Below are 21,337 nucleotides of genomic sequence, written 5' to 3'. Positions count from 1 at the left end.
CATGCCTATCGACGAACTGTTTGCCCTCTATCCGCTGGCTTTTGTCTGCACAGCCTTGTTGCTCGGCCTGGTGGTCGGCAGTTTTCTCAATGTACTGATCTGGCGCCTGCCGAAAATGCTTGAGCGCGATTGGCGCCAGCAGGCCCAGGACGTGCTCGGCCTGCCCAGCGAAACGCCGCTGCCCACCTATAACCTGATGCTGCCCCACTCCGAGTGCCCGCATTGCGCGCATCGAATCCGTGCCTGGGAGAACATCCCGCTGCTCAGTTATCTGTGGCTGCGTGGACGCTGCTCGGCCTGTACCACTCCCATCAGCAAACGCTATCCACTGACCGAACTGGCCTGCGGACTGCTCTCGGCATTCATCGCCTGGCATTTCGGATTTGGCTGGCCGGCCTGTCTGTTGATTTTTCTCACCTGGGGCTTGTTGGCGATGAGCATGATCGACACCGAGCATCAACTGCTGCCCGATGTGCTGGTGCTGCCTTTGTTGTGGCTGGGGCTGATCGTCAACAGTTTCGGGCTGTTCGTGCCGTTACACGATGCCTTGTGGGGCGCGGTGGCCGGTTATCTGGCGCTGTGGTCGGTGTTCTGGCTGTTCAAGTTGCTGACCGGCAAGGACGGCATCGGTCACGGTGATTTCAAGCTGCTGGCGCTACTCGGCGCCTGGGGAGGCTGGCAGATTCTGCCGCTGACGATCCTGCTGTCATCGTTGGTGGGGGCGGTCATCGGGGTGACTCTGCTACGCGTGCGTGAGCAAAAAACCTCGACGCCGATCCCCTTCGGCCCCTATCTGGCAATTGCCGGCTGGATTGCCTTGCTCTGGGGTGGTCAAATAACCGACTTCTATTGGCAGTTTGTCGGTTTGAAATGAATACCCCTGTGGAAAAACCCTGGATTCTCGGTCTGACCGGCGGCATCGGCAGCGGCAAAAGCGCTGCGGCCCAGCACTTCATCGACCTTGGCATCCATGTGGTCGACGCCGATCACGCGGCGCGCTGGGTGGTCGAGCCGGGGCGCCCGGCGCTGGCGAAGATTGCCGAGCACTTTGGTGCTGGCGTGTTGCAGGCTGACGGCACACTGGATCGCGCCGCCCTGCGCAAGCTGATCTTTGAGGTCCCGGAAGAACGCCGTTGGCTCGAAGCCCTGCTGCATCCGCTGATCGCCAAGGAAATCGCTGATCATCTGGCGCAGGCACAATCGCCTTACGCGATTCTGGTTTCACCGCTGTTGATCGAATCCGGGCAATACGCGATGACCCAGCGAATCCTGGTGATCGACGCCCCGCAACAACTGCAGATCGAACGCACCTTGCAGCGTGACCAGACCAGCGAACAGCAGGTTCAGGCGATCCTCGCGGCCCAGTCGAGCCGTGAAGACCGTGTGAGCCGTGCCGACGACGTGGTGGTCAACGACCGCGACCTCGCCTGGCTGAACAGCGAGGTCGAGCGCCTGCATGACTTTTACCTGACTTTAAGTGGAGGCCAATCATGAGCCAGACCCCAATCGTTGAATGCCCAACCTGCGGCGCGCCCGTTGAATGGAACGCCGAAAGCACTTTTCGCCCGTTCTGCTCCGATCGCTGCAAACTGATCGACCTCGGCGCCTGGGCGTCGGAAGAGCACAAGATTCCAGTCGCTCCGGATGCCGAGGACGAAATTTTTTCCGGCGATTTCGACCCGCGTCACTGATCCGGTCAGGGCCGCATAAAGCCGTAGTCCTGATTGTCGTCGAGGTTTTCCGCAAGAAAGCGCAACTCGTCGGCCAGGTCCTCGGCGTTGCGCACGGCCTTGCTCTGCTGCACCACCGCACTGAGCAAGGCGCGCAGGCTCAAGCCCGGATCGAACCCCACTTCCTGCGCCATCTCCAGACTCTGCCGGGTTTCCTGCCTCGCCCACTCGTAAACACTCATGCCGCTGCTCCTGAAAGGATTTGCGCGAGCATGAAATTTCCCGCGCGTGGCGGGTTTGATGTGGATCAAGACTTCGGATCGTCGTCGTTCCACGGCGCCGAAAGGTAGCGCGTGCGGTTGAAGGTCTCCAGCCATTCCGGGCAGAACACCACCAGTGCGCTGATCACCATACCGTTGATGAACGCCTCGGGAAAAAGCAGCAACCACAGATACCCGATGAAATCTTCCAGCCACTCCGGCATGGCAAAAAGACCGTCATACCACAGCAGTGTCAGGCTCAGGATCAAGCACAACAGGGCTGACAGCGCGGCCGCAAAAAAACCGGAACAGAAGATGTATACGAACGGATTCCGCGGCTGCGCGCGCTCGACGAGAATCGCCACACACTCGGTGATCAGCACCGGCAGCAGGATAAACAATGTGCCGTTGACCCCGAGCGCCGCGAGATCCTGGCGCCCGAGCAGCAACAAACCGACTTGCGCCACCAGTCCGCCGACAATCGCCAGCGGCCAGTCGAGCAGCAGCGTCACGGCAGTCATGCCGATGAAGTGATACGAAACGCCGGTATCGAAATCCCTGCGCACCAGCCACAACAGAAACAACGCGAAAACCGTACCGAACAACAGGTGCTGGCGACGACTGTCACTGAACAACTCGACCCACGGCGCCCGCACGATCGCCCAAAGCAGCACCGGCAGGTAAATCAGCCAACCGAGCGTCAGGCTTGTAGACGACAGCAGTTCTGCACCGATCATGACTCCCTCACCTCTCCTTCGAATACCCTGTAGGAGCTGCCGAAGGCTGCGATATTTTGATCTTTAATAAACAGGATCAAAAGATCGCAGCCTTCGACAGCTTCTGCATGGGCGCGATTCCTGTGCTGAAAAGTCTACACCGCTCGATGCAAAGCTATCTGCTTGTCGCATTTGAACGCTAAGCTTGGGCCTATGGATGACTCAGATTATTTACGCCTGCTGACCATCGCGGCCGAGCAGGCCAACGCGTTCCTGTCCAATGCCCGCAAATGGGAGCGTGAGCGTTGGGTCTGCCAGCGCCTGCTGCAAGGCCTGAACATTCCCTACCGCGCCGACGAATTCGCGCCCGCCGGCGAGCCGCCGGACGTGCTGTTTCGCGATGCCAATTTCGAGGTGTTCTTCGTCCTGGATGAAGGCCGACGCCTCAACGACGAATGGCGCGATGAATTGCAGCGGCGGCGCAGTGCGTTTTCCCTCAGCCAACTGGTGCGCCGTGAAGCCAAGCCGCGCCGGATCCCGGCCAACGAATTTCTGCTGCGACTGGCGCCGACCCTGCGCAAAAAAGCGCACAACTATAAGGAACGCGGGATGGATCTTGGCGAACTGGACATCATTGCCTTCGCCAGCCTCAAGCGTGAGGTACTCGACCTGAACAGTCACTTCCCGCCGCCCACCGAATATTTGCGTCAGGGTTGGCGATCGCTGTCACTCGTCGGCCCGACCTTCGCCCGCGTGCTGTTCGCCCATCCCGACGCCCCGGATTTCCTGCGCAGCAACCTTGGCCGCAGCATCGTCTTCGATGTCGGAATCAGCCTGTGACACCACTTCAGCAATTGATCGCCGATGTCCCGCAAACCGGCACGGTGCGCTGGATTGGCGTGCGCCCCGAATCCCGTGGGCCGATGATCGAACTCGATGCCGTGGAAGCCCGCCTGGAGGCAGGGCTGACGGGTGATCACGCGCGTCCCGGTGTGCGCAATGCGCGGCAGGTGACGTTGATCCAGTGGGAGCACCTGGCGGTAATCAGCGCATTGATGGGGCGTCCCGCCGATCAACCGATCAAGCCTGAAGATCTGCGGCGCAACCTCGTTATCAGCGGTATCAATTTGTTTAGCCTAAAGGGTCGGCGCTTTCGCATCGGTCAGGCAATATTCGAGACCACTGGCTGGTGTCAGCCCTGCGCACGCTTGCAGAACAACCTCGGCCCCGGCACCTTTCAAGCGGTGCGCGGGCATGGCGGAATTACTGCGCGAGTGTTACAAAGCGGGATCATTCGCCTCGATGATGGCGTGTCCGTCGAGCCTGTTCCGGACAGCGGCTATGCTGCGTTCAACCCCGGTTGAAAACCGCTGTAGCTTCTGCACATCCAGCAACGTCTACCTGACGAGGCCAATATGACCAGCCGCCTGAACCCCGAAGACCAAAAGCATGTCGAAGAGTACCTGCAACTGTCCCAACACCGTGTCGAGCGCCGGCCATTCCGGCCGTGGATGCTCCTGGTGCTGGTGCTGGCAGTGACCATTGGTCTGGGCCTGTTGAGCCGATTAATCAGTTACCTGACGCTATGAGCTGCCTCGCGCTCGCTCGGATAACTGCAACGATTTCCTTTAAAAACCTTGCGAGTTATCCCCATGTCCCATCGTATTGTTATTGTCGGCGGCGGCGCCGGCGGTCTGGAGTTGGCTACCCGTCTGGGTAAGACTCTGGGCAAACGTGGCACGGCCAGCGTGATGCTGGTCGACGCGAACCTGACGCACATCTGGAAACCGCTGTTGCACGAAGTGGCCGCCGGATCGCTGAACTCTTCCGAAGACGAACTCAACTATGTCGCCCAGGCCAAATGGAACCACTTCGAGTTCCAGCTGGGGCGCATGAGCGGGCTCGATCGCGCGCAGAAGAAAATCCAGCTGGCCGCTACTTACGATGAAAACGGCGTAGAGCTGGTGCCGGCGCGTGAAGTGCAGTACGACTCGCTGGTGATCGCGGTCGGCAGCACCACCAACGATTTCGGTACTCTGGGCGCGGCGCAACATTGCCTGTTCCTCGACACGCGCAAACAGGCTGAGCGCTTCCACCAGCAACTACTCAACCACTACCTGCGGGCGCATGCCGGGCAGACCAATGTGGTCGAGCAGATCAGCGTGGCCATCGTCGGCGCCGGCGCCACCGGTGTTGAACTGGCGGCAGAACTGCACAACGCTGCGCATGAGTTGGCCGCTTATGGCCTGGACCGGATCAAACCGGAAAACATGCACATCACCCTGATCGAAGCCGGCCCACGGGTGCTGCCAGCCCTGCCGGAGCGCATCGGCGGGCCGGTGCACAAGACACTGGAGAAACTCGGGGTCAATGTGATGACCAATGCATCGGTCAGTGAAGTGACGGCCGATAGCCTGATCACCGCCGACGGCAACGAGATCAAGGCCAGCCTCAAGGTCTGGGCGGCCGGTATTCGCGCACCGGGTTTCCTCAAGGACATCGACGGCCTGGAAACCAATCGCATCAACCAACTGCAGGTGCTGCCGACTCTGCAAACCACCCGCGACGAGAACATCTTCGCTTTCGGTGACTGCGCGGCCTGCCCGCAACCGGGAACCGACCGCAACGTACCGCCACGGGCGCAAGCGGCGCACCAGCAGGCTTCGTTGCTGGCCAAATCGCTGAAGCTGCGCATCGAAGGCAAGACCCTGCCGGAGTACAAGTACACCGACTACGGTTCGCTGATTTCGCTGTCGCGTTTTTCCGCTGTGGGTAACTTGATGGGCAACCTGACCGGCAGCGTAATGCTTGAGGGCTGGCTGGCGCGGATGTTTTACGTGTCGCTGTACCGCATGCACCAGATGGCGCTGTACGGGCCGTTCCGCACGGCGATGCTGATGCTGGGCAGCAAGATTGGCCGGGGCACCGAGCCGCGCCTGAAACTGCACTAAAAAACTGTAGGAGTGAGCCTGCTCGCGACAGCGGTGTGTCAAATGACAAAGATGTCGTCTGACACACCGCTATCGCGAGCAGGCTCACTCCTACATTTGCTTTGCGATTCTGTCTCGTAGTGTATCTGCGCCCTCTATATCCCACCTTCGCTTACAAACTCCCCCGCTCCGCGACACAGACGCGATACACCGCCACCGCTTAATGGCCACACCCGAGCAACACCTGCTCAGGCTCTCGTCCTTAACGTGTGGTTGCGTTGCGCAGCCCAGGAGAATGTAAATGTCCCGCACTTCGACTCTCGGTAAAAAATCCATCGGCCTGCTCGGCGCTGCACTGGCTGGCGGCCTGATGTTGTCCGGCTCGGTATTCGCTGCACAGCCGCTGGCTCAGGGCTACATGGCGGCCTCGGCAGAAACCTCGGTGAAAGCGCCGGAAGGCAAATGCGGTGAAGGTAAGTGTGGCGATGCGTCGATGGCGAAGACTGATACCGACGGCGACGGCAAGGTATCCCGCGCGGAATTCCTCAAGGTCGCGCCAAAGTCCGACTTCGACAAGATCGACACCAACCATGACGGCTTCATCGACGAGCAAGAGGCCTACAACAACGTGAAGGCCAATTTCGAAGCCAATGGCAAGAAAATGCCTAAAGGCCTGTTCGAGCACTTGAAGGATCAAGACGGCGCCTGATTGCCGGAAAAAACCAAGCCGCGCTCTTTTTCGGAAAGCGCGGCTTTTTCGTGTCTGCCTGTTCATGAATTTGAGGCAAAAAAAATCCCCGTATCTTTCGATACGAGGATTTTTAATATGGTCGGGGTAAGGGGATTCGAACTCCTGACATCCTGCTCCCAAAGCAGGCGCGCTACCGGACTGCGCTATACCCCGGTAAAAAAAAGGCGACCTTTCAAAGATCGCCTTCTTCGATCAGCGCTTTTGGCCTCTGATCTTAAGATTCGATCCCAGCGTTAACTGGTTTCAAAAATGGTGGGTCGTGTGGGATTCGAACCTACGACCAATTGGTTAAAAGCCAACTGCTCTACCAACTGAGCTAACGACCCAAAAATGGTCGGGGTAAGGGGATTCGAACTCCTGACATCCTGCTCCCAAAGCAGGCGCGCTACCGGACTGCGCTATACCCCGGCTTGAAATTGGCTCCGTGACCAGGACTCGAACCTGGGACCCAATGATTAACAGTCATTTGCTCTACCGACTGAGCTATCACGGAACTACATATTTCAATTTACAACGGTGAAACTTACAGCTTTTAGACTCTCGTTCGCATCGCTGCGTTCGTGTGTCTGAGGCGCGCTATTCTACAACCTAGATCACCTCTGTCAACCCCCTAAATTGCTTTCAAGTTAATGATTTGCAACTTATTTCAGATTTCAACTCAGTGAGCTGAGACCGTCTTGGCGACTGACTGCGGGGCGCACTTTACAAGCCTTTTCCTTTGAGTTCAACAGCCTAACGAAAAAAAAGGCCCCACAATGTGGGGCCTGCCAATTTTCATTGACGTTTGGACTTAGTTGAAAACGATTTCGTCGTTCTCGACATTGCCAGTAGCGGTATCGCCGGGCATGAAATGACCCGAAAGGATCAATTGCGCCAGCGGGTTTTCGATCCAGCGCTGAATCGCCCGTTTCAGAGGACGCGCGCCATAGACCGGGTCGTAACCGACGGCAATCAGCTTGTCCATGGCTTCCGGACTCAGCTCCAGCTTCAGCTCACGCTCGGCCAGACGCGTGCGCAGACGGCCCAACTGGATCTCGGTAATGCCCGCGATCTGATCCCGTGCCAGCGGCTCGAAGATCACCACTTCGTCGACCCGGTTGATGAATTCCGGGCGGAAGTGCGAAGTCAGCGCGTCCATTACTGCCGCGCGCTGAGCCTCACGATCACCGACCAACTCCTGGATCTGCACCGAACCGAGGTTCGAGGTCATGACGATCACGGTATTGCGGAAGTCCACCGTACGGCCATGGCTGTCAGTCAGACGACCGTCCTCAAGCACTTGCAAGAGGATGTTGAACACATCCGGATGCGCCTTCTCGACTTCGTCCAGCAGGATCACCGAGTAAGGCTTGCGGCGTACCGCTTCGGTCAGATAACCGCCCTCCTCGTAACCGACGTATCCCGGTGGCGCACCGATCAAGCGAGCCACGGAATGTTTCTCCATGAACTCGGACATGTCGATCCGCACCATCGCCTCTTCTGTATCAAAGAGGAATTCGGCCAGCGCCTTGCACAGCTCGGTTTTACCGACACCGGTCGGGCCGAGGAACATGAACGAGCCGCTAGGACGATTCGGGTCGGACAACCCGGCACGGGAGCGCCGTACTGCGTTGGCCACAGCGACCACCGCCTCTTCCTGACCGATCACCCGTTTGTGCAACAGGCTTTCCATCTTCATCAGCTTGTCGCGCTCGCCTTCGAGCATTTTCGACACGGGGATGCCGGTCCACTTCGACACGACTTCAGCGATTTCTTCCTCAGTCACCTTGCTGCGCAGCAACTGGTTTTCGCTTTTGCCATGCTGATCGACCATTTGCAGGCTGCGTTCCAGATCCGGGATCACCCCGTACTGCAACTCGGCCATGCGGTTCAGGTCGCCTTTGCGGCGTGCAGCTTCCAGTTCCTGACGCGACTGTTCGATCTTCTGCTGAATCTGGGCAGAACCCTGCACCTCGGCTTTCTCCGAGTTCCAGACTTCTTCCAGATCCGAATATTCACGCTCCAGGCGAGCGATTTCTTCCTGGAGTTTTTCCAGGCGTTTCATCGCCGCTTCGTCGCTTTCTTTCTTCAGTGCCTGGGATTCCACTTTCAACTGAATCAGGCGACGTTCCAGACGATCAAGCACTTCAGGCTTGGAGTCGATCTCCATGCGGATACGGCTGGCGGCCTCGTCGATCAGGTCGATGGCCTTGTCCGGCAGTTGCCGATCAGTGATGTAACGATGGCTGAGCTTCGCTGCCGCGATAATCGCGCCGTCAGTGATCGCCACCTTGTGGTGAACCTCGTAACGCTCCTTGAGGCCACGCAGGATCGCGATGGTGTCTTCTTCACTCGGCTCATCCACCAGCACTTTCTGGAAGCGTCGCTCGAGCGCCGCGTCCTTCTCTATATATTGGCGATACTCGTTGAGCGTGGTCGCGCCGACGCAGTGCAACTCGCCGCGAGCCAGTGCAGGCTTGAGCATGTTGCCGGCGTCCATCGAACCTTCGCCCTTGCCGGCGCCGACCATGGTGTGCAGCTCGTCGATGAACAGAATGATCTGCCCTTCCTGCTTCGACAGCTCGTTGAGCAGCGATTTCAGGCGTTCCTCAAACTCACCGCGATACTTGGCTCCGGCAATCAACGCGCCCATGTCCAGCGACAGCAGACGTTTGCCTTTAAGGCCGTCCGGCACTTCGCCGTTGATGATGCGCTGGGCCAGACCTTCGGCGATCGCGGTTTTACCCACACCAGGCTCACCGATCAACACCGGGTTGTTTTTGGTGCGGCGTTGCAGAACCTGAATGGTGCGACGGATCTCGTCGTCACGGCCGATCACCGGGTCAAGCTTGCCGTCTTCGGCACGCTTGGTCAGGTCGACGGTGTATTTATCCAGTGCCTGCCGCGATTCTTCGTGGTTGGCGTCGTTTACGGCTTCGCCACCGCGCAGGTTGTTGATCGCATTTTCCAGGGCTTTTTTACTCACACCCTGGCCGAGCAGCAACTTGCCGAGCTTGCTGTTCTCGTCCATCGCGGCGAGCAATACCAGTTCGCTGGAAATGAACTGGTCACCCTTCTGCTGAGCCAGACGATCAGCCTGATTGAGCAGGCGCGCCAGGTCCTGCGACATGTTGACGTCGCCGGTCGGGTTCTGGATTTTCGGTAATTGGTCGAGCTCTTTGGTCAGCTCTTTTCGCAAGCTGTTGACGTCGAAGCCCACCTGCATCAGCAGAGGTTTGATCGAACCACCCTGCTGTTCAAGCATGGCTTGCATCAAGTGCGCCGGCTCGATGGCCGGATGATCGTGGCCGACAGCCAACGACTGGGCGTCGGACAAGGCCAACTGCAATTTGCTGGTTAAACGGTCTATTCGCATAAGTCACCTTCCTTTTGAGCAGGCCGGACCTAAAAACCATCCTGAATAAAGAAACCTGCCAGATACCGCTATAGATGCGGTCGATTCTGGAAGATTCAAGCGTCAGAGGGTTGATTCAGGTCAGGCAAGTCTAGCGGGCGCCCAGCTTCGCAAATACGATCCTCTTTTGACGAGTGGCTGTTTTCGTCAGGCAAGGCGCCGCGACGAGTCATAGCCCGCTATGGCGAGAAGCGGCAACGCAGCATGACGAAAAACAGACGCCGTCAAAAAGGAATCGTATTTGTGAGGCTGGGCGCCTCAAGCCAGATAAGGGAGGCGAAGCGACCAGTGCGCGAGGCACGGCGATAGGAGAAGAAGCGTGGATCGGTCACGGTACAGAAACCGCCGCCATAAACAGCGGTGACACCACGTTCAGCCAGACGCAGGCGCGCCAGCGTATAGATGTCAGCCATGAACTTGCCGGCATTGTGGCTCGGCACGAAAGCTGTGGCCGCTTCCGGCAATTGATTGATGAAGACTTCCCGTACTTCCGGGCCGACTTCAAAGGCTTGCGGGCCGATGGCCGGACCGAGCCACACCAGCACGTCTTGCGCCGGAACATCCAGCGTGTCGAGCGTCGCTTCCAGTACACCCGCTGCCAAACCGCGCCAACCGGCGTGCGCAGCGGCAACGCGAGTGCCGGCACGGTCGCAGAACAACGCTGGCAAGCAATCGGCCGTCATCGCCGCACAGGCAATGCCGGGCGTAGCGGTCCAACTGGCGTCGGCGGTTGCTGCCACGTCCGGATCAGCATGGGCCACGGCAATGCCGTGCACTTGCTGCAGCCAGGCAGGCTTTATAGAGAAGTGATCGGTCAGACGCCGACGGTTCTCGGCGACGTCCTGCGGGCGGTCATCAACATGATCGCCCAGATTAAGACTGTCGAACGGCGCCTCGCTGACACCGCCCTCGCGGGTGGTGACGCAGGCTTTGACGCTGGCCGGCGCAGGCCAGTCCGGCGTCAGCCAGTTCATCCGATGAATGCCTCGCGATCCTGTTTGAGCAGGGTCAGCAGCCAGACGAAATCTTCTGGCAGCGGCGATTCCCAGCTCATGCGCACACCGGTCGTCGGATGATCCAGCTCAAGGAAGCGCGCGTGCAGGGCCTGACGCGGGAAGTTCTTGAGGGTTTCGACCATGTTCAGGTTCGCCGCCGGCGGAATGCGGAAACGACCGCCGTACGCCGGGTCGCCGACCAACGGGAAGTTGATGTGCGACATGTGTACGCGAATCTGGTGAGTACGACCGGTTTCCAGTTTCACCCGAACGTGGGTGTGGGAACGGAAGCGCTCCAGCACGCGGTAGTGGCTGACAGCAGGCTTGCCGCCTTCCATCACCGCCATGCGCTGGCGCTGTTGGCCGTGGCGACCGATCGGCGCGTTGATCTTGCCGCCGGCGGTGACCACACCAATCACGATGCACTCATAGATGCGGCTGACGCTGCGACTCTGCAATTGAGTAACAAGCTTTGTCTGCGCCTGAATGGTCTTGGCCACCACCATCAGACCGGTGGTGTCCTTGTCCAGACGATGCACGATACCGGCGCGCGGGACATTGATGATGTCCGGCACGTGGTGCAGCAAGGCGTTGAGCAAGGTGCCATCGGCGTGACCGGCAGCCGGGTGAACCACCAGGCCCGCAGGCTTGTTGATCACCAGGATGTCGTCATCTTCATAGACGATGTCGAGCTCGATGTCCTGGGCGATCCACTCGCCCTGGGCTTCCTGCTCGGCAGTCAGCTCAAGGATGGCACCGCCGTGCACGATGTCGCGAGGGCGGATGACCGCCCCGTCCACAGTCAGGCGACCTTCTTTGATCCAGGCGGAAAGGCGCGAGCGTGAGTGCTCAGCGAAGAGTTGGGCGGCGACTTGATCGAGGCGTTGGCCGCCCAATTCGGACGGCACCTCTGCGCGAAGTTCAATTTTATCGGACATGCTCTGACTGGCGTCGGCACAGCTTTTGGTTTCGGCTGCGCGCTTGTGGTTAAATACGGCGTCTTTTGCCCCGAGGCTTTTCAACGGGGCGCTCATCATAACAGGACGGCCCCGCCCAAGACAGCGGCCGTCATAGGGACGCAAGCCGCCATGCAAGTGAAACACCTGCTGCTGATCGCCATCCTCGCATTGACCGCTGCTTGCTCATCGAAGGAAGTCGTAGACGAAAACCTCAGCGAAGCCGAGCTGTATCAGCAGGCTCAGACTGACCTGGACAACAACAGCTACACCAGCGCCACAGCCAAGCTGAAGGCTCTGGAGTCGCGTTATCCGTTCGGTCGCTACGCCGATCAGGCGCAGCTGGAGCTGATTTACGCCAACTACAAGAACTCGGAGCCGGAAGCTGCAAAGTCCGCTGCCGAGCGCTTCATTCGTCTGCATCCACAGCATCCGAACGTCGATTACGCGTACTACCTCAAAGGTCTGACTTCTTTCGACCAGGACGTCGGCCTGCTGGCGCGCTTCCTGCCGCTGGACATGACCAAGCGTGACCCGGGCGCCGCGCGTGACTCGTACAACGAGTTCGCCCAGCTGACCAGCCGCTACCCGAACAGCCGCTACGCGCCGGACGCCAAGCAGCGCATGATTTACCTGCGCAACCTGCTGGCCGCCTACGAAATCCACGTAGCCGACTACTACCTGACCCGTCAGGCATACGTCGCCGCCGCCAACCGTGGCCGTTACGTGGTGGAAAACTTCCAGGAAACCCCATCGGTCGGCGACGGCCTGGCGGTGATGACTGAAGCCTATCAGCGTCTGCATCTGGACGATCTGGCGGCCACCAGCCTGGAAACCCTGAAGCTCAACTACCCGAACCACCCGAGCCTGCAAGACGGCCAGTTCGTGCCACGGGTTGCCGAAGCCGACAACCGTTCGTTCCTGAGCAAGGCGACTTTGGGTCTGATCGAATCGCGTCCACCGCTGCCGCCGGGCGAAACCCGCGCCAACCAGGACGTGCAGAAGCAGTTCCAGGACGCGAAAGATGCGATCCCGAACGAGCTCAAGCCTAAAGACGAGAACGGCGACGTGATCGAAGAGCCGGAGCCGGAATCGAGCAACACCGATCGCTCGTGGTTCAGCTACATGACTTTCGGCGTGTTCGACTGATCAAACCGGATGCACAGAAAAGGGAGATCTGCGGATCTCCCTTTTTCGTTTCCGCGCTTTAATCCGCTGTGCGCTGGTCAGGTCCTTGGCTAAACTGCCGGATCATCAATCGAAAAGCTGCTCATCATGCTTCGTTTAATATTCTGGATCGCCCTGATTTTTGCTGCGGTATGGCTGTGGCGCAAATTCAAGGCCCCTGCTTCGTCCGCCCCCTCTCCGCGCCAGCAAGACGCCTCGCCGATGGTGCGCTGCGCCCATTGTGGCGTACACCTGCCCCGCGACCGCGCGCTGAGCCTTCAACAACAGTGGTATTGCAGCCAGGCTCACCTCGAGCAAGGCCCAGGTGCCAGTGATCGCTGAGGCCGCCAACGCCGATCACAAACAGGCTCAGCGTCTGCTGCGCCTTTATCATCTCTACCGTTTGAGTGTCGGCATCACGCTGGTGCTACTGATCTCCAGCAATATGGACAACCGCCTGCTGACGTCGGCCAACGACGATCTGCTGCGCGGCGGCAGTTGGCTGTATCTGGTGCTGAACATCCTGCTGGTGGTGTTCCTTGAGAACACCCGGCGCCCGGCGCAGTTGTTCAGTCTGGCGCTGGTGGATGTGTTGCTGTTGTGTGGCCTGTTCTATGCGGCGGGCGGCGTCGCCAGTGCCCTCGGCAATTTGCTGGTGGTCTCGGTGGCAATCAGCAACACCCTGCTGCGCCGACGCATCGGCCTGCTGATCGCGGCCATTGGCGCCCTCGGCATTGTCGCCTTGAGTTTTCTGCTGAGTTTCAGCCATCCCCTGAGCGCCAATGAATACTTGCAGGCCGGCACCCTCGGCGCGCTGTGTTTTGCCGCGTCGTTGCTGGTGCAGGGGCTGATCCGGCGACTGGAAGTCAGCGAAACCCTGGCCGAGCAGAAAGCCAGTGAAGTGATCGGACTGGAAGCTCTCAACGCGCTGATCCTGCAACGCATGCGCACCGGGATCCTGGTACTCGACGCGCAACGGCGGGTGCAACTGGCCAACCAGAGCGCGCAGACCTTGCTCGCGCAGTCGCATCTTCAAGGCCATTTGATCGACGATTACTCCACCGCGCTGGTCGATCGCCTGCAACTGTGGATGAACAATCCGACCCTGCGCCCACAGAGCCTGAAAATCCCTGGTAACGGCCTGGAACTGCAGCCGAGCTTTATCGCCCTCGAGCAGAGCCCCAACCAGCAAACCCTGGTGTTTCTCGAAGACCTCGCGCAAATCGCCCAGCAGGCCCAGCAACTGAAACTCGCCGCGCTGGGGCGTTTGACTGCCGGTATTTCTCACGAAATTCGTAATCCACTGGGCGCCATCAGTCACGCCGCGCAGCTGCTGGGCGAATCCGAGGAACTCGATGGCACGGATCGGCGTCTGACGCAGATCATCCAAGACCACTCCCAGCGCATGAATCGAGTCATCGAAAACGTCCTGCAACTGTCCCGCCGCCAGCAGAGCGCCCCGCAACGCCTGGATCTCAAGCCGTGGCTGGAAAACTTCGTCGCCGAAAGCCGCGAGCAGGCCACGGAGCGCCAGATGATTCATTTGCGGATCAACTCGGGCGACTTCAGCACCCTGATGGACCCCAACCAGCTCACACAAATTCTCGACAATCTGTTACGCAATGGCTGGCGTCACAGCGGGCTTCTGCACGAGCAAGCCGAAGTCTGGCTGGCCCTGTTCATTGACCCTGACAGCCAGTTGGCGGTACTCGAAGTGCAGGACAACGGCCCCGGCGTGGCCCTTGATGAGCAGGCCCATTTATTCGAGCCGTTCTTCACCACCAGCAACCAGGGCACCGGCCTTGGGCTCTATCTGTCCCGTGAGCTGTGCGAAAGCAACCAAGCGCGCCTAGACTTCAAACCACGCCAAGGCGGCGGCTGCTTTCGCATCACCTTTGCTCACGGACGGAAACAAAGTTGAACACGAGCCCACGGCAAAAAATTCTCATCGTCGACGACGAACCGGACATCCGCGAACTCCTGGAAATCACCCTGGGCCGGATGAAGCTCTACACCTTCAGCGCACGCAATCTGACGGAAGCCCAGGCGCTGTTGCACCGTGAAACCTTCGACCTGTGCCTGACCGACATGCGCCTGCCCGACGGCACGGGACTTGAGTTGGTGCAGCACATTCAGCAACGTTATCCACAATTGCCGGTGGCGATGATCACCGCCTATGGCAGCCTCGAAACGGCAATCAACGCGTTGAAGGCCGGGGCGTTCGACTTCCTCACCAAACCGGTGGACCTGACCCGGCTGCGCGAACTGGTCGCAACGGCCCTGCGCATGCCGGCGGCGGGAGGCGTTTCGATCAAGATTGATCGACGGTTGCTGGGCGATTCATCGCCAATGCGTAATCTGCGCAAGCAAATCGACAAGCTCGCTCGCAGCCAGGCGCCTGTGTACATCAGCGGCGAGTCCGGCAGTGGTAAAGAGTTGGTGGCGCGACTGATTCACGAACAAGGCCCGCGTGCCGGTCAACCATTCGTGCCAGTGAACTGCGGGGCGATTCCGTCAGAGCTGATGGAAAGCGAGTTTTTTGGCCATCGCAAAGGCAGTTTCACCGGAGCCGTCGAGGACAAACCGGGTCTGTTTCAGGCCGCGCATGGCGGCACGCTGTTTCTTGATGAAGTGGCGGACTTGCCGCTGTCGATGCAGGTGAAACTGCTGCGGGCGATTCAGGAGAAAGCCGTGCGCAGCGTCGGCGGTCAGCAGGAAACCGTGGTTGATGTGCGGATTCTCTGCGCAACCCATAAGGACCTCGATGCAGAGGTCACCGCCGAGCGCTTTCGTCAGGACCTCTATTACCGTCTCAACGTGATCGAATTGCGCGTGCCGTCCCTGCGTGCACGCCGCGATGACATTGAAGTGCTGGCGGCTCACATGCTCAAGCGCTTGGCCAAGGATACCGGCCAAGCGGCGGCACGCCTGCATCCGCAGGCCCTGGAGGCGCTGAAGAATTACCGCTTTCCGGGCAATGTGCGGGAGCTGGAAAACGTCCTCGAACGGGCGCATACCTTGTGCGAGAACCGCATGATCGAGACTGAAGATCTAAGGTTGAGCGAAGGTAACTGCGCGGCGGATGGCGCGATTGCGGATCTGACGCAGATCGACAACCTGGAAGATTATCTGGAAAACGTCGAGCGCAAACTGATCTTGCAGGCGCTGGAGGAAACCCGCTGGAACCGGACGGCGGCGGCGCAGCGCTTGAGTCTGTCGTTTCGCTCGATGCGCTATCGACTGAAAAAACTCGGTCTGGATTAGTCCCTGAAAGATCGCAGCCTTCGGCAGCTCCTACATTGGAATGCGTTTCCTGTAGGAGCTGCCGAAGGCTGCGATCTTTTGATCCTGACTTTAAATCCGCCCCGCAGGCGCATACGGCGCCGGATCAATGATCGGCGCTCGCCCCAGCATCACATCCGCAAACAACTGGCACGACGCCGGCGCCAGCACCAAACCATTGCGGTAATGCCCGCAGTTCAGCCACAAGCCCTCATGCCCAGGCACACGACCAATGTAGGGAATCCCTTCCGGTGATCCAGGGCGCAATCCGGCCCAATGCCCAACCACTTCGGCGTCCGCCAGCGCCGGCAGCAACTCCACCGCTGAAGCCTTGAGGCTTTCCAGCGCCACATTGGTCGGCGTCTTGTCGTAGCCTTCGTGTTCCAGCGTACTGCCGATCAGGATATGACCGTCGCGGCGCGGAATTGCATAACGCCCCTTGGCCAGCACCATGCTCGGAAGGAAATCCGCCGCACATTTGTAGAGGATCATCTGGCCTTTGACCGGCTCGACCGGCAACGTCAGATCCAGCGTCTTGAGCAGATCGCCACTCCAGGCGCCCGCGGTCAGCACGACCTGATCGCCAGAGATCACGCCAGTCGACGTCTGAACGCCGATCACCCGCTCACCCTCGCGAACAAAACCGCTGACTTCGCACTGTTCGTGAATGGTCACGTTCGGCAGCGCCAACAGCGCCGCTTTCAGCGATTTCACCAGACGTGGGTTACGCACATTGGCCACATCGGCCATGTAGATCGCCCGCGAAAATCCACTGCCAAGCACCGGCACCGCGTCATGTGCCGCCGAGATATCCACAGCACGCAACGGGCGATTTTCGCGCTCGGCCCAGGCCAGCGCTTCGGCTTCGTCATCCAGATCCAGCCAATACAGGCCGGTGGTGTGAACCTCAGGATCAACCCCGGTGTCAGCGAACAGGCGCTCGCCGAGCTGTGGATAAAAATCCTGTGACCAATGCGCCAGCGCGGTGACTGCCGGGCTGTAGCGCCACGGATACAGCGGAGAAACGATACCGCCACCGGCCCAGGACGATTCCTGGCCGACATTCGAACGATCGAGCAGCACCACGCTGCCCACTTCGGAAGCAAGATTGTAGGCGGTCAGCAGGCCAATCACCCCGCCACCGACAATCACCACTTGCTGTTGCCTGGTCATGTTTGATCCAACCGTAAAAAAGACAGTGGGCGCAAAAGACGCCCGAAAGTAAGCGCCTCAGCGGCCCCAGCAATCCTTGGTGGTCAGCCCGGTGGTCGCGTTGTTCATGCTTCTGACACCGGTGTTGGTCAGGGTGAAATCCCCGCATTTGTCGGTAGCCATGGTGCTGCCAACCTTGCGGGTGGCAGTCAGCAGGAAGGTCTGGTCGGTGATTGTCGGGGTAATAGTGTAGAAATCGTTACCCGCATTCAGTCCTGTCGCATTGGTGTAGACATTGTTCTTCGAGTAAAAGCGCTCAAGAATCTGCGCCTGTTCGGTCAGTGTCGAAACTATTTCGGCGCGACGGCCTTTCTTCACATATTCGGTGAGGCTTGGATAGCCGATGGTGATGACGATCCCGATGATCGCAATCACGATCATGATTTCGATCAGGGTGAAACCTCGGTTGGATCTACGCATGCCTCAAACTCTCGCTTACTGTATTTGTCGCCACATGATACGACGGCTGCCGCCGCCGCCCTTTTCCACCACCGTGGTGACAGCGCCACTGGTGTCTGTCACGACCTTGCCTGTCCCGCCATTGACGATGGAGTTCAACGTCGGAATGCCGCCGGTGAACACCACACCACTGGAAATCGTGTCGCTACTGCCCACTACGCCATCGGCATTGGTGTCGAGCACCGCGTAGTTGAGCATCTTACCGCTGAACGCATCGAGTTCGACCAGTTTGCCGGTACCGAAACTCGAACACGGGTCGGTAGTATCGACACTGGCGGTGGTGAACACTATTCGCCCGAGCACCAGACTCGCCTGATTGATCACCCGCTCGCCGGTCAACACGCTGTTGTATATCAGCGGCAGATACCAACCCTTTTCCGCTGGATAGGTCGTGTCGTTCTGTGTGGTCGTGATGAATTGCCCGGTACTGCCGGAAAACACCCCGGTGATCGCCTGCGCCTGCAAACTGCTGACGGTAATCTGCCCCGAACCGCCATCGGCGTCCCACACCGAATAGAACGCCTGCAAATCCTTGTTGGTCTTGTCGGCGGCTTCGTTGAACTTGCCGGTGCCGACGAAGATCTGTTTTCCACCGAGTGAGTTGTCCGCCAGCAACGGCTGAGCGGTGATTGGCTGTGTCGTGCCGCCGGCCGTGGTGAACAGCGGCTTACCGGAAAACGCTACGCCCCAGCTGTCCGTCGAAGTGGCACTCAGGTCGAACTTCCACAAGCGTCCTTTCAAGTCTCCGCCGTATGCCGCCTGCACCACGTTCGAAGAGTTGACCTTGAGCTTCACCGAAGAAAGGCCATTAGTAGATTCGGTACTGTCGATGACGATCTTCTTGATCAGCGAGCCGTCACGTACATCGAGCACATACAACGCCGCTACCCCGGAATTGCTGCCGTAACCATTGGAAATGAATGCGGCCCAGCGACCATCGGCCAAGCGTGCCACTTCCGGCCGCGCGTAGGCATAACCCAGGTCATTAAAAACGTTGGCGGTGTTAGCGGTGGTCGGCGCACTGACTTCCCATAGTGAATTGAGCACGTTGCCCGCAGAGGCATCAAATAATTGCAGCGCGTAAAAAGTCTTGCCGCCAGCGCCAGTGCCGCCAATGGCCAGGGTTTTCCAGGCACTGTTGAACTGCATGTCGTAAACCCCGACCTGACCGTCCACCAGAAACTTGTGGCTGACGCCGTTGATGTAAGTCGGATCGGCAATCAGCCGCAGCGACGGCAATACGCTGGATGGCATATAGGCATAACGCCGAGTGCCGTTGGCCGCGTTGATAACGTTGACGAAACCGTCGTTGGCATTCACCACCAGACTGGTATTCATGTTCGCCGCTTTGGTGCTCAGGTAAGTGGTGTACGTGGTGTCGCCGGAAAGATCGGATGCGGTCTTATCGCCAGGCGAGGCCAGCACCAGTGGCGAATTGATTATGTCGCCCAACAACACACTGCGCACCTTGAGCCCGGTTTTGTTGGTGCCCTTGCTCCACTCCACCAGATCGCTACCACTGATACCGGTGGGCAAACTCTGACTGAGCGTGGTCTGCTGCGCGGCAGAAAAGTTACCGTAAGCGAGGGTTACCGGCGCGTTGCTCGTGGTGTTCCACGATTGGTAGGTCGGCGCAGTAGCGCCAGGGACAATCGTTGTGTCAGTCGTCCAGAGTGCCGTCGTCGTATTCACCGCTCCAGCGGAGGTGAAGCCAAAAGACTTGATCGTGCCGCGCCAATCCTTGGGGTCATAGCTGGTCTGGAAAAAATTGCTGCTGCTGGTGAGCGTGGTGCCGTTGGTAACGCCGCTGCCGCCAGAGCCTGCCTTGGACGTAATGTCACTCAATGCCGACGACAGAGCGGTATTCAGACCAGTGCTGTCGTTCGCCTGGTAATACTTGCCCTGCCCGTAATTCGCCGCGTCTGACAACATGGCGTTGGCAGCCGTGAACCCCACGGTGTAAGTGTTCATGTACTGCTTGGGAAAATCCGCCGCAGTCCAGCTCTTGCCCGCTGCGTCAGTGCCGGTCGAACGCATGTCGATATCAAAAGCGAATTTGGCGATGTCGTCCAGATACAACGTATCCCCCTCGTTATCGCCATTGAGGTTGTTGCCGTCATTGTTGATGCCATCCCAGTTCGGCAAGCGGCTGCCGCCCAGCGGGTCGTTGCTGGGGAAGGTGCGGTCGAAGGTCGGCAGGCCGTCAGTGATGACCACGCCATAGTTTTTCTGACAGCGGTATTGGATCGGGCTGGTGTAGGTGCTCGGCGTGGAGTTGTAGTACGGCGTCATACCGCGCATGTAGCGGGTGATTTCGTAATAGGTTTCCGCCAATGGCGTGTTGGCCACAGCGCTCAAGCCATTAATCGACGAGATCAGTGCATTGTAGTTGGTGTCCGCCTGAGCCTGCGTCACGCTGCCGGTGACCGGGGCCAAATCGCTGATCGAACGGGCGATGTAGCCGCCATTCCCCTGGTTGCTGCTGGTGACCGGATTGAAAGTCGACAGGCCGATACGCAACGTACGGTTGCTGGTTACCAGCGCCGTGGACACGTTACGCGCGACGTTGATCCGATAGTCGTTGGGAATCGCACCGGTGGTGAAGTCACGCGTGCCATTGTTGATCGCCAACCCGACCACATAGGAAATGTAATCGTCGGTGTAACGGGTATTGCCGCTACCGACCGGGTCCGGCAGTTTCAGACACAGCGGCGCCAGACTGTTGTTGTAAAAAGCGTATGCCCCGCCCGAACAGCCAGAGGTCGGCAGGCTGGAAAGAAAAATGGGGTCGCCGGTAATCGCCGTCGAACTCAGGCACAAACCGAGTACGGCATTGCATTGCCTTGCCGCCGTCCGGGATACGGTCGGATCGAAGCCCGCGGCATAAATGATGCTGTTCATGCTGCCCGAATCATCGATCAGCAACATCACATTCGGCGGTACAGCAGCCGCACTCAACAGCGGCGAGTCGGAAGGCGTAAACGCATACGCCGGCGCTACCAGGTAAAAACCCAGCAACATGCCGACCAGCAACGACCGCCATCCGTAGCGGCACTCAGTACTTCGCATAGACACTCTCCACTACACTGCGCGAAGTGCCGGTGATGCCGACAGCGGTCACCCGATACAAGGTCGCCGAGGTATTACTCGGCACGTTCACCGCGGTCAAGGTGGTGCCAATGTTCTGCACACCATAGAAGCCGTTACCGGCAGCAATCCAGGTGACTCCGGAAGTCGAGTTCAGCCCCGCGGCACTGACCACCGATGATTCTGCAGGTGGCGCGCACTGCACCGTGCCACTGCACACGGCCAATGAGTAACTGGCGAGTTGCACTGCGCTTTCACCGATACGCAACGCGGCCTCGGCGGCCTGAAACGACTGATTGCGCAGGCTCACGCTTCCGGCCATTTTTTCCTGAAGGTTCGCGCTCTGCATCGATGACAAGCCAATCAATGTCAGCAGCAACAGAAACACCAGACTGACCAGCAAAATCATGCCGCGCTGCGCCTGACGCTGATGAAGAGAAATAGTCATCGACCCGGCC

General features: G+C 59.0%; 21 protein-coding genes and 4 tRNA genes. 12 read left to right on the top strand and 13 right to left on the bottom strand.

What is annotated here, in order from left to right:
* The first annotated feature begins 1 nt into the window (after position 1).
* The 3 genes from JFT86_RS11290 to yacG are packed head-to-tail and all read left to right on the top strand — an operon-like array spanning position 2 to position 1,691.
* Complete coding sequence (locus tag JFT86_RS11290) at positions 2 to 874, top strand: A24 family peptidase (protein ID WP_201236762.1); 873 nt, start codon at positions 2 to 4, stop codon at positions 872 to 874.
* Positions 871 to 1,494: a dephospho-CoA kinase gene (gene coaE / locus JFT86_RS11285; protein ID WP_201236761.1), complete on the top strand. Its 624-nt coding sequence runs from the start codon at positions 871 to 873 to the stop codon at positions 1,492 to 1,494. Before JFT86_RS11290 ends, coaE begins: the two co-directional genes overlap by 4 nt.
* Positions 1,491 to 1,691, top strand: a complete 201-nt coding sequence (yacG, locus tag JFT86_RS11280) for a DNA gyrase inhibitor YacG (RefSeq protein ID WP_201236760.1) — start codon at positions 1,491 to 1,493, stop codon at positions 1,689 to 1,691. The genes coaE and yacG overlap by 4 nt, the downstream gene beginning before the upstream one ends.
* 5 nt (positions 1,692 to 1,696) lie before the next feature.
* Here the strand turns inward: yacG and JFT86_RS11275 are convergent, their stop codons facing one another.
* Positions 1,697 to 1,912 carry a hypothetical protein gene (locus JFT86_RS11275; RefSeq protein ID WP_096820888.1) on the bottom strand — a complete coding sequence of 72 codons (216 nt, stop codon included), beginning with the start codon at positions 1,910 to 1,912 and terminating at the stop codon, positions 1,697 to 1,699.
* A gap of 65 nt (positions 1,913 to 1,977) precedes the next feature.
* Complete coding sequence (locus tag JFT86_RS11270) at positions 1,978 to 2,667, bottom strand: energy-coupling factor ABC transporter permease (protein ID WP_201236759.1); 690 nt, start codon at positions 2,665 to 2,667, stop codon at positions 1,978 to 1,980.
* Between the two features lie 192 nt (positions 2,668 to 2,859).
* Here JFT86_RS11270 and JFT86_RS11265 point away from each other — a divergent pair, with 192 nt between their 5' ends.
* The 5 genes from JFT86_RS11265 (at position 2,860) to JFT86_RS11245 (ending at position 6,285) form a co-directional block, all read left to right on the top strand.
* Entirely contained in the window at positions 2,860 to 3,486 is a 627-nt protein-coding gene (locus tag JFT86_RS11265) for a DUF1780 domain-containing protein (protein WP_003228301.1), read from the top strand.
* On the top strand, positions 3,483 to 4,010 hold the full coding sequence (locus tag JFT86_RS11260) for an MOSC domain-containing protein (protein ID WP_201236758.1): 528 nt from the start codon (positions 3,483 to 3,485) through the stop codon (positions 4,008 to 4,010). The genes JFT86_RS11265 and JFT86_RS11260 overlap by 4 nt, the downstream gene beginning before the upstream one ends.
* A gap of 51 nt (positions 4,011 to 4,061) precedes the next feature.
* Positions 4,062 to 4,235: a DUF3094 family protein gene (locus JFT86_RS11255; RefSeq protein WP_003228304.1), complete on the top strand. Its 174-nt coding sequence runs from the start codon at positions 4,062 to 4,064 to the stop codon at positions 4,233 to 4,235.
* 63 nt (positions 4,236 to 4,298) lie between these two features.
* Positions 4,299 to 5,597, top strand: a complete 1,299-nt coding sequence (locus tag JFT86_RS11250; RefSeq protein ID WP_201236757.1) for an NAD(P)/FAD-dependent oxidoreductase — start codon at positions 4,299 to 4,301, stop codon at positions 5,595 to 5,597.
* Positions 5,598 to 5,877: 280 nt separating this feature from the next.
* Positions 5,878 to 6,285: an EF-hand domain-containing protein gene (locus JFT86_RS11245; protein ID WP_201231372.1), complete on the top strand. Its 408-nt coding sequence runs from the start codon at positions 5,878 to 5,880 to the stop codon at positions 6,283 to 6,285.
* A 118-nt stretch (positions 6,286 to 6,403) separates the two neighbouring features.
* Here JFT86_RS11245 and JFT86_RS11240 read toward each other — a convergent pair.
* The 7 genes from JFT86_RS11240 to rluD all read right to left on the bottom strand — a co-directional run bounded on the left by JFT86_RS11240 (position 6,404) and on the right by rluD (position 11,654).
* A tRNA-Pro gene (locus JFT86_RS11240) sits at positions 6,404 to 6,480 on the bottom strand.
* A 97-nt stretch (positions 6,481 to 6,577) separates the two neighbouring features.
* Positions 6,578 to 6,653: transfer RNA gene (locus JFT86_RS11235), tRNA-Lys, on the bottom strand.
* A gap of 5 nt (positions 6,654 to 6,658) precedes the next feature.
* Positions 6,659 to 6,735 (bottom strand) — tRNA-Pro (locus tag JFT86_RS11230).
* A 9-nt stretch (positions 6,736 to 6,744) separates the two neighbouring features.
* Positions 6,745 to 6,820 (bottom strand) — tRNA-Asn (locus JFT86_RS11225).
* A 297-nt stretch (positions 6,821 to 7,117) separates the two neighbouring features.
* Entirely contained in the window at positions 7,118 to 9,682 is a 2,565-nt protein-coding gene (gene clpB, locus JFT86_RS11220; RefSeq protein WP_201236756.1) for an ATP-dependent chaperone ClpB, read from the bottom strand.
* Between the two features lie 263 nt (positions 9,683 to 9,945).
* Positions 9,946 to 10,695 carry a peptidoglycan editing factor PgeF gene (gene pgeF, locus JFT86_RS11215; protein ID WP_201236755.1) on the bottom strand — a complete coding sequence of 250 codons (750 nt, stop codon included), beginning with the start codon at positions 10,693 to 10,695 and terminating at the stop codon, positions 9,946 to 9,948.
* Complete coding sequence (gene rluD / locus JFT86_RS11210; RefSeq protein ID WP_201148851.1) at positions 10,692 to 11,654, bottom strand: 23S rRNA pseudouridine(1911/1915/1917) synthase RluD; 963 nt, start codon at positions 11,652 to 11,654, stop codon at positions 10,692 to 10,694. The genes pgeF and rluD overlap by 4 nt, the downstream gene beginning before the upstream one ends.
* Positions 11,655 to 11,804: 150 nt before the next feature.
* Between rluD and JFT86_RS11205 the strand changes: the two genes are divergently transcribed.
* The 4 genes from JFT86_RS11205 to JFT86_RS11195 all read left to right on the top strand — a co-directional run bounded on the left by JFT86_RS11205 (position 11,805) and on the right by JFT86_RS11195 (position 16,103).
* Positions 11,805 to 12,821, top strand: a complete 1,017-nt coding sequence (locus tag JFT86_RS11205) for an outer membrane protein assembly factor BamD (protein WP_201236754.1) — start codon at positions 11,805 to 11,807, stop codon at positions 12,819 to 12,821.
* 126 nt (positions 12,822 to 12,947) lie between these two features.
* A complete protein-coding gene (locus JFT86_RS29215) occupies positions 12,948 to 13,181 on the top strand; it encodes a PP0621 family protein (RefSeq protein ID WP_242489480.1) in 234 nt (77 codons plus the stop codon).
* A complete protein-coding gene (locus JFT86_RS11200; protein WP_201238585.1) occupies positions 13,171 to 14,760 on the top strand; it encodes an ATP-binding protein in 1,590 nt (529 codons plus the stop codon). Before JFT86_RS29215 ends, JFT86_RS11200 begins: the two co-directional genes overlap by 11 nt.
* Complete coding sequence (locus JFT86_RS11195; RefSeq protein ID WP_201236753.1) at positions 14,757 to 16,103, top strand: sigma-54 dependent transcriptional regulator; 1,347 nt, start codon at positions 14,757 to 14,759, stop codon at positions 16,101 to 16,103. The genes JFT86_RS11200 and JFT86_RS11195 overlap by 4 nt, the downstream gene beginning before the upstream one ends.
* Before the next feature lie 90 nt (positions 16,104 to 16,193).
* Here JFT86_RS11195 and thiO read toward each other — a convergent pair whose 3' ends face one another.
* Genes thiO through JFT86_RS11175 form a run of 4 tightly spaced genes read right to left on the bottom strand, consistent with a single transcriptional unit; the run spans position 16,194 to position 21,327 of the window.
* The gene (gene thiO, locus JFT86_RS11190; RefSeq protein WP_201236752.1) at positions 16,194 to 17,294 is read right to left on the bottom strand and encodes a glycine oxidase ThiO; all 1,101 of its coding nucleotides are present in this window, start codon (positions 17,292 to 17,294) and stop codon (positions 16,194 to 16,196) included.
* 57 nt (positions 17,295 to 17,351) lie between these two features.
* Positions 17,352 to 17,753, bottom strand: coding sequence for a type IV pilin protein (locus tag JFT86_RS11185; protein WP_201236751.1), 402 nt, complete (start codon positions 17,751 to 17,753; stop codon positions 17,352 to 17,354).
* Between the two features lie 15 nt (positions 17,754 to 17,768).
* Positions 17,769 to 20,861 carry a PilC/PilY family type IV pilus protein gene (locus tag JFT86_RS11180; protein WP_201236750.1) on the bottom strand — a complete coding sequence of 1,031 codons (3,093 nt, stop codon included), beginning with the start codon at positions 20,859 to 20,861 and terminating at the stop codon, positions 17,769 to 17,771.
* Positions 20,848 to 21,327: a PilX N-terminal domain-containing pilus assembly protein gene (locus JFT86_RS11175; RefSeq protein WP_201236749.1), complete on the bottom strand. Its 480-nt coding sequence runs from the start codon at positions 21,325 to 21,327 to the stop codon at positions 20,848 to 20,850. Before JFT86_RS11175 ends, JFT86_RS11180 begins: the two co-directional genes overlap by 14 nt.
* Positions 21,328 to 21,337: the final 10 nt, after the last annotated feature.

The sequence above is a fragment of the Pseudomonas sp. TH06 genome, from assembly GCF_016651305.1.
GTDB lineage: Bacteria > Pseudomonadota > Gammaproteobacteria > Pseudomonadales > Pseudomonadaceae > Aquipseudomonas.
The sequence above is the reverse complement of the archived record's forward strand: the minus strand, read 5'-3'. Positions and strand labels throughout refer to the sequence as shown.